11 protein-coding genes are annotated in these 12,436 nt (G+C 36.8%); 4 read left to right on the top strand and 7 right to left on the bottom strand.

Translation table 11 applies throughout. The features are described from left to right. Window positions 1-8: 8 nt before the first annotated feature. From MHI40_RS15200 to MHI40_RS15210, 3 genes are all read right to left on the bottom strand, one after another. Complete coding sequence (locus tag MHI40_RS15200; protein ID WP_340763331.1) at window positions 9-839, bottom strand: DUF2785 domain-containing protein; 831 nt, start codon at window positions 837-839, stop codon at window positions 9-11. A gap of 73 nt (window positions 840-912) precedes the next feature. Beyond that, window positions 913-1,350, bottom strand: a complete 438-nt coding sequence (locus MHI40_RS15205; protein ID WP_340763333.1) for a hypothetical protein — start codon at window positions 1,348-1,350, stop codon at window positions 913-915. Window positions 1,351-1,579: 229 nt separating this feature from the next. Continuing rightward, entirely contained in the window at window positions 1,580-2,776 is a 1,197-nt protein-coding gene (locus tag MHI40_RS15210; protein WP_340763335.1) for an MFS transporter, read from the bottom strand. 235 nt (window positions 2,777-3,011) lie between these two features. Between MHI40_RS15210 and MHI40_RS15215 the strand changes: the two genes are divergently transcribed. Continuing rightward, window positions 3,012-3,239: a hypothetical protein gene (locus MHI40_RS15215; protein ID WP_340763337.1), complete on the top strand. Its 228-nt coding sequence runs from the start codon at window positions 3,012-3,014 to the stop codon at window positions 3,237-3,239. 57 nt (window positions 3,240-3,296) lie between these two features. Here the strand turns inward: MHI40_RS15215 and MHI40_RS15220 are convergent, their stop codons facing one another. Further along, window positions 3,297-5,048 carry a methyl-accepting chemotaxis protein gene (locus MHI40_RS15220; protein WP_340763339.1) on the bottom strand — a complete coding sequence of 584 codons (1,752 nt, stop codon included), beginning with the start codon at window positions 5,046-5,048 and terminating at the stop codon, window positions 3,297-3,299. Next, the gene (locus MHI40_RS15225) at window positions 5,045-6,223 is read right to left on the bottom strand and encodes an MFS transporter (RefSeq protein WP_340763341.1); all 1,179 of its coding nucleotides are present in this window, start codon (window positions 6,221-6,223) and stop codon (window positions 5,045-5,047) included. The genes MHI40_RS15220 and MHI40_RS15225 overlap by 4 nt, the downstream gene beginning before the upstream one ends. Before the next feature lie 391 nt (window positions 6,224-6,614). On the opposite strand from MHI40_RS15225, the gene MHI40_RS15230 reads away from it, so the two are divergent. From MHI40_RS15230 to MHI40_RS15240, 3 genes are all read left to right on the top strand, one after another. Beyond that, window positions 6,615-6,800: an SE1561 family protein gene (locus tag MHI40_RS15230; RefSeq protein WP_093538158.1), complete on the top strand. Its 186-nt coding sequence runs from the start codon at window positions 6,615-6,617 to the stop codon at window positions 6,798-6,800. A gap of 550 nt (window positions 6,801-7,350) precedes the next feature. Then, window positions 7,351-8,880 (top strand): fumarate hydratase, encoded by a 1,530-nt coding sequence (locus MHI40_RS15235; protein ID WP_340763344.1) that lies wholly within the window; start codon window positions 7,351-7,353, stop codon window positions 8,878-8,880. 144 nt (window positions 8,881-9,024) lie between these two features. Continuing rightward, window positions 9,025-10,935 carry a heavy metal translocating P-type ATPase gene (locus MHI40_RS15240; protein WP_340763345.1) on the top strand — a complete coding sequence of 637 codons (1,911 nt, stop codon included), beginning with the start codon at window positions 9,025-9,027 and terminating at the stop codon, window positions 10,933-10,935. A 30-nt stretch (window positions 10,936-10,965) separates the two neighbouring features. Here the strand turns inward: MHI40_RS15240 and MHI40_RS15245 are convergent, their stop codons facing one another. Both MHI40_RS15245 and MHI40_RS15250 read right to left on the bottom strand, forming a co-directional pair. Then, on the bottom strand, window positions 10,966-11,934 hold the full coding sequence (locus MHI40_RS15245; RefSeq protein ID WP_340763346.1) for a YihY/virulence factor BrkB family protein: 969 nt from the start codon (window positions 11,932-11,934) through the stop codon (window positions 10,966-10,968). Window positions 11,935-11,960: 26 nt separating this feature from the next. Further along, the gene (locus MHI40_RS15250; protein ID WP_093538154.1) at window positions 11,961-12,344 is read right to left on the bottom strand and encodes a hypothetical protein; all 384 of its coding nucleotides are present in this window, start codon (window positions 12,342-12,344) and stop codon (window positions 11,961-11,963) included. Between the last annotated feature and the right edge of the window lie 92 nt (window positions 12,345-12,436).

Here is a 12,436-nt window from a genome sequence, read left to right on the forward strand (position 1 = left end):
TCCTTTTCTCATGACATAAGATTCCATTCCGATTCAAGGCAATCTTCAATACTTTTTTGCAAAGGATATAATTTTGGTCTTTTTTGAACTTCAATCAAAAAGCTTTTTAAGAATGACTTGCAGTTTGCATATAAATACCAATACTCTTCTTCCTTCACTAACATTTTCTGTTTATGTAATTCATCTGGTATTTGCTGTAACAATGATTGTATTTCTTTTATTTCTAGGCCTCGTTCGAGCATCTCCAGTATTGGAACTAATATTCTTTCCTCCTCTTCGTGAATGTAAACAGTAGTGGAAACAAGGACTTTATCCCACAGTGCATTTAAGATTTCTCCAAAGTATTTTTCGTCCACTTTTTTACTTTTTATCAATTCATCCAAAGTATCTGCGACATGCGCTACACTGTGAGCCCATCCTTTATATGGAATATATCCTCTTAAGTCTTTTTCAAGATTAATATAATCTACTATTTTATTTTTCACTTGCAAAATTACATCTTGGCTAAGAAAGTCATCTTCGTTGTCTCTAGATAGGATAAGTGCTATTAAAAGAGTAGTAAAAGACCTTGTGAATACAGTATCTGTGTCTTTATCTCCAATACCTTTCAATAACAAATCCTTTAGTGCCACTTCTAATAGTTCCTTCAACAGATCCTGATCTAGCAAATTCTTGTTTATTATTAAATGATAAAACCAGCTATATATTAATTGATCTCTCAACTCGCCATCTGAAGAACCAATATGTTCAATCATCGATTTGATAATAATGACTGTTTCCTCGGCTTCCCAAATTCTTTCCCCACTTTTAAGCTCCGATAATATCTCTTTAAGTTCCATTGCTTCCATTTGAAAATATCATTTCCTTCCATTCTTCATTAAACAATATCTATTTGTTCATTTTAGTTGATCTTCAAACTATTAATTTCTTAATTACTTCATTTACAAAAAGGAATCTATCTATATAGACAAAAAGAGCCCCTATAAAAATAACGATATAAATAGCTGATATTATAAGGGCTGGCTTAATACTCCCTTGTTCCAGTAAGTTAACAAGATTAATAAAAAACATGGAGAATACTATAATACCCACAAGCCATAGTACCTTCAGAAAATTTACCTCATAATCTATCAGCGCAACTTTTAAGGTGGATTCCTCTGTTTTGATAACCTTATGTTGCTCCGAGTAAAGCATACCTTTCTTAGTTATAGTAAAAGATTGCTCATCACTATAATCTATTTGATGTGCTGCTGGATATAAATCCAAGGTGTATGTGACAAGCACAAAAGCTATGAGAAGCAAGTATAGAAGTAAATTTATATACTTTTTTTCTGCATTCAGCGTTATCATCGATTCCACTCCTTTTTTTGAAGTAGTGTATTTATTGATTATACGTAAAGTAAGCAGAAAAGTTACACAATTACGGTTATGGTAAAGATACATACATCATTGTTGTGAACGTTATCACTCAAACTAAAGGGGCTACAACAACTGGCATCATATTGATGGAGTAGCTTCTTATCACATATCACTCCAATCAAATAGTACCTGATGCTCATTCGCATCAAGTACTAAAAAATTATGAATGAACCGTTTTCCGCTTCATTCGCCATAAGAAATAAAGAACGGGTAAAATTAGGAATGCAGATGCCGAAATGCCTCCTGCAATTGTTGTGTATAATGCTAACAATCCTACTAATGGGCCCCCAACAATTTGTCCAAAAGCATCAAGTTGCCCAAACATGGAAAGTGTTGTTGCTCTACCTTTCGATTCAATTTGTTCATTTGTAATGATGCTCATTAATGGATAGTTTACGTTTCTCAGTGCACTTGTCACCCAGTACATCACCACAGCTACCCAGAAATGACCTGTCCATGCGAAAATTAGCATCGTTCCTGTCAACACAGCATTTATAAGCAATAGCACAGCCGCGTAGCGACCTTTCACGTTTTTCTCAACAAAACGTAGTACGACAATATTAAGTAAAAATGCAATCGCATAAAAAGCACCGAACCAGTAGATGGACTCCTCTTCCGACAAATTATAGTCAGTAATGAAATGGGCACCATATAAACGGTCGAATCCTTCACTCGCAAGTCCCCATAATAATGTAACTACCGCTATGCTAACTAGCATAGTATTCCCACGAATCTGTGATAGTCCAGCTTTGATAGTGGTAACCATATGAGTTACACCCGAGACACCTTTTTCACGTGTTACTTTGACAAACTTGGTTTCGGGTAGCTTGATGAATGCCCAGAATGAAAGGGCAATCAGCATGACACCTGCAAATATAATCGCCGTTTGTACCGACCAAACAGCCGCAATTGCCACACTGGCCAAAATTGCTGCGAAACGTGCAAAAGAAGAAAATTGGGAACCACGAAGGAACGTGGTGTCTAAGTCTTCGCCGTCTAACTCATCCGCAATCCATGCTTGTTCAGCTCCACTTATAAAAGTCCAGCCTATTCCCCACATCGCAGAAGCGAAAGCAATCGCCCAAAATTCTGGCGTACTCCCTTCAAGGACATGTGCCAAACCAATAATAACTGTGCCCAGTGCTAGTGAACGCTTTCGTCCGTAGTGATCTGCATACAAGCCAGTTGGCATTTCAAACAAGAGAACGGAAACTTCCATAATTGTGCCGATTAAAACCAGTTGCAATGCATTTAAGTCTGCTTGCGTTACATAATAAATAGCATTTAATGTAAATACGATTTGGATAAAAAACGATCTAGAACTTGTGATTGTATAATAAAAATTTTGTATGCTCACTATAATTCCTCCGATTTAGTTGATTCTGGATTGAATCAAATCGGAGATCATATTATTAAACCAACATGCCCTCCAATTTGAATGAAGAAGTCAGTGTTATTCTTTGCATATGAATCTCTCCCTTTACTATAATTAACTCAGACTAACCTATTATTCAGAATATTGTCAAGAGTTGTTTATATAATGTTATTTTCAGGGATGGGACGTAGGAAATGAACTTAAGAGGGAGATTTTCATGGAAATAAAAGAAGTAGATAACAAAGTGATAATAGATGACTTTGAATTTTATGGTCAAATTGAACAAGAAAAGTATTGTTCTACATGCAAGTTTAATTTAGTTTATTATGATAATTTTGATACGTATTTTTGTCCTAAATGTAATAGTTGGATAGAATCTAAATGTAGTGACCCTAGTTGCAAATATTGCCCTAATAGACCAGAAAAGCCTTTATCTTTAAAATAGCCAAAAGAAAAAGCACTAAGGTTGTTCTTAAAAAAGAACAACCTTAGTGCTTCGCTATTACAGATTAAATTGGTTAATTGCTTTTTGAAGCTGATCGGCTGATTGTTGTAGAGTTTGAATCGTTTTGTCTAAGTTTTCAACTGTAGCCACTTGATAATCTGCTGAAACAGCAACAGTTTTCGTTTGTTCTACTGACTCATTTACAATAGCGGTAACTTGCTCCATGGATGCAAGTACTTCTTCGGAGCTTGCAGACATTTGTTCTGTTACAGCTGAAACATCTTGCACTTCTTCATTTACACGGACAACAGATTCCAGTACCTTATTCAAGTCGTTTCCGATCTCTTCGACGGCTAATGATCCACTTTGTACATCTTTTGCGCTTCTAGCCATTTCTTCTAGTGCTAGAACAGTTACTGTTTGGAATCCTTGAATATGGTCACGTATTTCTTCCGCAGAGTTTCTCGACATTTCTGCTAGTTTTCTAACCTCATCTGCAACAACAGCAAAGCCCTTCCCTGCTTCACCTGCCCGAGCCGCTTCAATAGCTGCATTTAATGCTAGTAGATTCGTCTGATCAGCAATACCTGTAATCACTGTAACCATCTCTTCAATGGATTGATATTTTTCTCCTAGATCTTTCACATGTTTTTCAGTTGCCAGTACAGAAGCCTCGACGTTTTTAATCTGGTGAACTACTGTCATAGAATTTGCTGCACTTGAGGTAACAAGTTCTGTCATATCACTAGATGATGTGGCCACTGAGGTAGAAGAATCTGCAATTCTCTGGATGCCAATAGTCATCTCTTCCATAGCAGTTAGAGCTTCATCATTATTTGTTTTCTGTATTTCAGATCCAGAAGCTATTTTATAAATACTCTCTGATATTTCATCATTTGAGGATCTAACTGACTTCATTACTTCCTCTAATTCATCAGATACTTTTAATAGCGAACCCGCTGTTCCATTCATATTTGTTAAAATAGAGGATAATTGAACAATGGATTTTCGGAATGATTTAGCAAAATCGGATATTTCATTATTTTGTTTTAATGACACCGTTTTTAATACTTCCTCAGCCCCTCGAAGGTCTCCATTTGCAAACTTAATAGAAGCATCTTGCATATTTGTTAGTGGCTTCAAGGCAGTTCGAACATAACGATAGAGTACTAAAGTGATGACTGTACCTAACAGAATAACCATTATCAAAGAAAAAGGAACAGATTCTTTTAAGCTTTTTTGTTGAATTACTTGGACATTCGCTGCAGAAATATCAACTCCTACAATCCCAATTATTTCTCCTGCTTCATTTTTCAAAGGAGCATACGATGATAGGTATTCCCCGTATTCTTCATCCTCAATTAAGTCTGTGTAGCTTCCACTTTCAGTTAATGCACCTTCTACAGCTTCATAATTTGTTCCTTCACTTATATCCCCTGGTAAATAAGCGCTATCATCATCTTTTCCTGCAGCATCGACAATGATAGTGGCTGTTTCTCCTTCTTTAGGAATATCCGTAATATACGCATATAATATGCCATTTTGTATTAGTAAATTATTTAACTCTTCTCTTAACTCCCAGTACTTCTCATTTTGTTCAGGGTTCTTTTTAAATTCTTCATAGGCTGGAACATCTACTAGCGTTGCGATATTTTGCGCAATATGTATGCCATTTTCTCCTAATGAATCTTTTACAGTTTTGTTCGTGTTGTAAACAAGGACAGTGGTAAATAATGCTACGAGTAATAGTATCCCTACGACAATATAGAGTGTAATTTTACTTCCTAACTTAGATGATTTTTGCTTCATAACAATCGACCTTTCTTCTGTGGATTGGAGATGAGTATAAGAAATGATAATGAACCTAACAATAGAGCTATAAGTATTAAGAAACTTAGGCCATCAAATAGTTGTATGAAAAGCCCACCTAAAAACGGTCCAGACAAGCTTCCTAAACTAAAGAAAATTCCACAGAGTAAATTGCCAGTTGGTAGTAATTCTTTTGGTGTTAAATCGGTCATATACGAAATACCAAGGGAAAACGTTGAACCTACAAATGTACCTGCTATAAAAAACATACTTCCTATGACTAGAACGGAAGTTTCGAACATACTAGCTATACCAAATGTTAAAGAGCCCATGGCCAATGCTACGATCAACACTTTTCTTCGACCAATGCGATCACTTAATACCCCTAATGGTAGCTGAGATACAACACCCCCGATAGAAAATGCTGCTAATATATAAGAAAGATCTGTAACGTCTAGAGCATTACGTAGTGCATACACAGGATAGATTGCGTTCAGTGAGGACTCCAAAAAACCATAGCTAAACGGTGGTATAAATGCTATCCATGCAACTGCAAATGCTGCTCCAAAGCGTTTCCAGGTCCCAGCTATTAAGGCACTATCGGAAAAAACTTCAGGCTTCTCATTCTTAATGAAGAATACAAGAACCCACGCACTTAAACAAAGGATACTCGATACAATGAACGGTAAACCTTCAAAGATCTCCACTAATTGGACAAATAAAGGTCCCACCGCAAAACCTACGCCAAATGATAATCCGTAAATTGCAATATTTCTACCTAATCGATGCTGTGGTGAAAAGCTAGTAATCCAAGTTTGTGTCGAAAAATGAAGAGCATGATCACCAATTCCGATCAATAGCCGCAACACAAACCAAAAGGCTACACTTTTCCACAAAGGAAAAAGCATTAAGGACACAATAACAAGAAGTCCACCTACAATTATTATCGGTTTGTATCCGAATTTTCGTAGAGGTGGTTCCATAAAAGGAGAGATTAACAACGTACCTATGTATAATCCAGTTGCACTTAATCCATTTAAAGTAGCACTAACACCATCTTGTTCAAAAATTACAGAAATTAAAGGAAGCAACATCCCTTGCGAAAAACCAGATATCGAAACAATAGCAACTAATATTCTAAAACGTCTTTTTTCTTCTAATGTAAATTCATGCATATTAATACCTCTTTTTATCCAAACTAATTTCATATTAGCTTTAGTTTAGCAGAGAATAAGAATGGGTAATATATAAATTTACATAACAAAAGGCTCAGCCGATATCTCTGTAAGATAATGGACTGAGCCTTTACATATAACTATTATTTACTTGTATATTCATAACTGCATTTTCGGCCTGTCTGCCGGTGAAATGTCTATACACCCTCTTTCAACTGATTAGAATGGTCGACTGTTCACTACGGCCTCCCTTCTATGTATCTTATTGATACTTTATCATATAAACAGAATATTGTAAACATTGTAAATATACAAATCATTAAATTAACTCTTTAGACCTATCTTTTCTTTACAATTTCCTATATCCTATACTAAAGTGAGGTGTTATTCTGTGGGTAAACAAATTTCAAATCCAGAACAACAAGTATCTTATTTAAAAGATCGACTTCAAATGTTTCTAGAAGTTTTGGACACAATCGAACCTGAAACAACTGAACTTGAAGATATAGACCGCCTGATTCAAATGATGGACGACCTTGAGTTAAAAGTTGAACAGTTTAAAAACACAAAAGAATAATTAAGAAGTTCGGAATGAAATCATTCCGAACTTTTTTTTCGCAGATGGATGGTTGTAGTTCTCGGGCGCATACCTACTTCGCTCGGGCGGATAAGCCGTTCTCTTGGGCGATCAGGCGTTTCGTGGGCGGATAGCCGTGGGTCTCGGGCGCATACCTGCTTCGCTTGGACGGATAAGCCTTTCTCTTGGGCGCTCGGGCGTTTCGTGGGCGGATAGCCGTGGTTCTCGAGCGCATACCTACTTCGCTCGGACGGATTAGCCGTTTCCTTGGACGCTCGGACGTTTCGCGGGTGGTTAGCCGTGGTTCTCGGGCACCTAACTTCTTCTCTCAGGCTGATGACCACTCTACTTGGACACTCGGGTGATTCCCGACGGATACACCTCTCTCCTAAGCCTCTACTAGTATGAGAGCATTTTCCCCTGAAGCCGCTGTCCCCGCACTTACGCATTCCATGTATTTATTCCCTCAGCTACTCTTTTTTTCATCTCCATAAAATAGTATACTTGTAATGTTTGTTACCTATTTACATATAAAAGGAGCGTTCACCTCATGCAATTGGAGCAATTAGAAAAAAGTATTTATGATTTAATTACCGAAACTTCTACAAATTTACCTAAGGATGTTCGACGTGCGATAAAAAAGGCAAAAGCTGCTGAAAATGCTGGTACTCGAGCTGCGATGAGTTTAGATACGATCACAAATAATATTCAAATGGCAGATGATAATGTTTCTCCTATTTGCCAAGATACGGGTTTACCAACTTTCAAGATTAAAACACCTATTGGCGTGAACCAATTAGAAATTAAAGCAGCGATTAAGCGTGCAATAGCATCAGCTACTAAAGATGCAAAGCTTCGTCCGAATGCTGTTGACTCTTTAACCGGTGCTAACAGTGGGGATAACTTAGGGGATGGTCTTCCTGTCGTTAAGTTTGAGCAATGGGAAAACGACTACATTGAGATGAAGTTTATTTTAAAAGGTGGCGGCTGTGAAAACAAAAATATTCAATATAGCCTGCCTACTGAGTTAGAAGGATTAGGTCGTGCTGGTCGTGACTTAGACGGAATTCGCAAATGTATTTTACATTCTGTCTATCAAGCACAAGGACAAGGCTGTTCAGCTGGCTTTATCGGAGTAGGAATCGGTGGGGATCGTTCTTCTGGATATGATTTAGCCAAAGAACAATTATTCCGTCATGTAGAAGATTCAAACCCAAATCCTGACCTAGCAAAATTAGAGCAATATATAGTTGAAAAAGCTAACACACTAGGCATTGGTACAATGGGCTTCGGTGGAGAAGCTACATTACTTGGCTGTAAAATTGGAGTAATGCACCGTATTCCTGCAAGTTTCTATGTGTCTGTTGCTTATAATTGTTGGGCTTACCGTCGTATGGCGATTAATATTAACTCCACTACAGGTGAAATTATCGAATGGCACTACCAAGATGGAGAGAAAATTGAGTTCAAAGACCAATCGTCCGAAGAAGCTCCTCAAAAAGTAGTAGAATTACAAGCTCCTATTACAGAGGAACAAATTCGTGCACTACAGGTCGGAGATGTTGTCTCAATCAGTGGTCGTATGTATACTGGCCGTGACGCAATACATCACCACTTGATGAGCCATGATGCACCAGTTGACTTAAATGGGCAAATTATTTATCACTGTGGTCCTGTCATGCAAAAAGATGACGCAGGTGACTGGCATGTACGTGCTGCAGGTCCAACTACATCTATCCGTGAAGAACCTTACCAAGGCGATATTATGAAGAAATTTGGCATTCGTGCAGTAATCGGTAAAGGTGGAATGGGTCTCAAAACACTTGCTGCTCTTTCTGAACATGGTGGAGTTTACTTAAATGCAATCGGTGGAGCTGCTCAGTATTATGCAGATTGTATTAAAGGCGTAGAAGGTGTGGACTTGATGGAATTCGGTATTCCTGAAGCTATGTGGCATCTTCGTGTCGAAAAATTCACAGCTGTAGTAACAATGGATTCCCATGGTAATAGCTTACATGCTGATGTAGAAAAATCTTCACTTGAAAAACTATCAGCTTATAAAGAAAAAGTATTCAGTTAATGTAAACAGTTGACTTATAAAAACCTCTAGATTATAATAATTATAAATTAGTAATAAATACAAAGTGGATTTCCTATTGGAAGTCCATTTTCTTCATTTATAAGGACTATTAATATTGAAAATCATTATCAAGGAGGTTTTTATATGACAACAATAACTGAGAGTAAATCTACCCCATTATTTCTTGAAACTTTAAAGTCTCATATTGAATTGATCGCAGCTCTTTTCTCTGGGATACTAATCCTCATAGCTTGGCTGTTAGGAAATACCGAGCAAGAAACTGCATCAATTATTTTCTACTTACTTGCATTTATAATAGGTGGATATGCAAAAGCCAAAGAAGGTTTAATAGAAACATTTAAAGAAAAAGAACTAAATGTAGAATTACTGATGATACTTGCAGCAATAGGCTCATCCATCATTGGTTATTGGACGGAAGGTGCCATTCTAATATTTATATTCGCTGTAAGTGGTGCCCTTGAAACGTACACGATGAATAAAAGCAAAAAGGAAATTTCCTCTCTTATGGAGCTTCAACCTGATGAGGCGTTGCGTTTAAATAATGATGGCACTTGCTCTCGCGTTGCAGTAAGTGAGCTTTTAGTAGGTAATCACTTAATTGTAAAGCCAGGTGAACGAATTCCTGCAGATGGTAAAATACTAAGCGGAACTACTGTGATTGACGAGTCTGCTATAAGTGGCGAGTCAATCCCTGTAACTAAACAATTAAATGATGAACTTTTCGCAGGAACTGTTAATATGAGCGGTGCTATTACGATGGAAATGACGAAGGATAACAAGGACTCGCTATTCCAAAAAATTATTAATCTTGTGCAAACAGCTCAAGATGAAAAATCTCCTGCTCAACAGTTTATCGAACGCTTTGAAAGTACGTATGTGAAAGTGGTTCTAATTTCAGTAGCATTTATGCTGTTCCTTCCCCACTACCTACTTGAATGGGACTGGAACACCACATTCTATCGCGCAATGGTTTTATTGGTAGTGGCATCTCCTTGTGCTCTGGTCGCTTCAATCATGCCAGCCACTTTAGCAGCAATTTCGAACGGTGCTAAAATGGGGATATTATTTAAAGGTGGAGTACATTTAGAAAACATCAGTGAGATGAAAGCAATCGCATTAGACAAAACTGGTACATTAACAACCGGGAAACCCGTTGTAACAGATTATTTAGTTAGACCAGATTTAGATAGAATAGCTACTTTAACAAAACTTGCAACTATTGAAGGTCAATCCAATCATCCACTAGCCCAGGCACTTACAGCCTTTGCAAAATCTGAAGGTGTAGGAAATTTACCCCTTATTCCTATTGAAGACAAACCTGGATTTGGAATACAAGCTACTATCGATGGAGAGACAATACTAGTTGGAAAACCGGACTTTGTTAATAGGAAAGATGCCTTTGCCTTTCAAAATGGTATCGCTATTACACTTGCTGAAGAAGGAAAAACAGTTATCTTTATGCGAGATGAAAAAGGAATAGCTGCAGTCGCTGCATTAAAAGATACGGTCCGTGAAGAAGCAAAGGCTGCGATTAAACAACTTCAATCCCTTGGTATTAAAACGGTAATGCTTACAGGGGACAATGAAAAGACTGCAAGTGTCATCGCAAAAGAGGCTGGTATTGACCAATATATTGCAGAGTGTTTACCAGAAACTAAAGTGAAGCATATGAAAGAATTACTACAGCAACATAAGTTTGTTGGAATGGTTGGAGATGGTATAAATGATGCTCCAGCACTTGCAACAGCAACTACTGGATTTGCCATGGGAGAAGGTACAGATGTGGCACTAGAAACCGCTGACATTATACTAATGAAAAATGATTTATCTAAAATTGCGTACGCAGTGAAGATGTCACGTAAAATGCGACGTATCGTTAAGCAAAATATCGTATTTTCCGTAACGGTAATCGCCCTACTCATTGTCTCTAATTTCCTTCAAGTAGTAGATCTTCCATTAGGAGTTATTGGTCATGAAGGCAGTACCATATTAGTTATATTAAATGGATTACGTATGTTGAATCGAAATATATAGGAGAACTTAAAAAGAAACAGAAGACCACGTTTAAACGTGTCCTTCTGTTTCTTTTTTTTCTAATGCTATTTTACGTTCCTGCATAACTGCATTTATTTGACCGCCAACCAACAAAATATTCCCTGATATATATAACCATAACATTAATACGATGATTCCCCCGATACTTCCATAGGTGGACGAATAGTTAGAGAAATTACTAACATAGAAAGAGAATCCTAATGATACTAGAAGCCAACCAATCGCTGCAAAAGCAGCTCCTGGTAATACACTTCTTAAGAATAGTTTTGTATTCGGGACAATCCAATATAACGCGATTAAAACGATAAACATGATTAATGGACTAATCGTCCACCTTAAATTATTCCAAAGGGTTACAAAACTTTCTTCAAACCCAAAGTATGAGAAGAGAATTGTTCCGATTTGCTGACCAAAGACTGGTAATACTAGTGCTACTACAAACAACATAATCATTAATAACGTAAACACGATAGATAATAGTCGAACAATTATAAAGGGTCTTGTTTCTTCCAATCTATATGAAAGATTTAACGACTTAACTATTGCATTCACTCCATTAGAAGCAGACCATATCGTACCAATGATCCCGATGGATAATAGCCCACCATTTCTATTTGTAAGAACTTCAGATAACGTATCACTAATAAGAATATATACTTCCTGTGGCGCGATGTTCTCTAATAGACGGAAGACTTGCGCCTCGTCTATATTTAAGTACGGCAACAAAGTAACTATGAAAATTAGTAAGGGAAATAAAGATAATAGAAAGAAGTAGGCTAACTGAGCTGCTAATCCTGCAATATCTGTTTTTTGAATATGTTGTATTAAATGCTTTATGTATCCCGACCATGTTGTAAGATCATGGTGCACGTCTTCCTTTTCCTTCTTCTTTATATTAAGAAATTTTAACTTCTCGTACCAACTACTATTTGAGGATGAAGGGTTCGCATGTTCTTCAGTCTTATGAAATTCTTTCACTTCATCCTCTCCTTTCGTTATGGCCATTACTTTTTTGGTTCAAAAATACTTTTTTCTTCTTGTTCAGGAACTACAATTGATTTGTATTCTTCTTTTGATTGGGAAAATGCATCTTTTGTATCTGTAAATAAAGTTTTAACCTGAGGCGTTATTTCTTTAGCCTCGTTCACTTTTTCTGTTAAATACATAGCATCCGATGAAAATTGATCATAGACAGACTTCCACTTTGTTATTTGCTGTTCAATATTGTTTTTTAACTCTTCTCTATTTTTGCTGTAATATTTAATTTCATTTCGTACGTATCTTGTTTTGTTCATAACTGAATCTCTAGTTTTTCTATCTAGTAGGGTGATTGCTCCCCCCACAACTGCTCCATATAAAATGCCTTTTACAAATTTATTTTCACTCATCCGAATTACCTCCAAGTTTAACTATATAGATGATTTAATTATACCCTCAGTAAAAAAGAATCAAACAATAATTTTATATATTTAAAAAATAT

The organism is Psychrobacillus sp. FSL H8-0510, assembly GCF_038008345.1.
Lineage (GTDB): Bacteria > Bacillota > Bacilli > Bacillales_A > Planococcaceae > Psychrobacillus > Psychrobacillus psychrotolerans.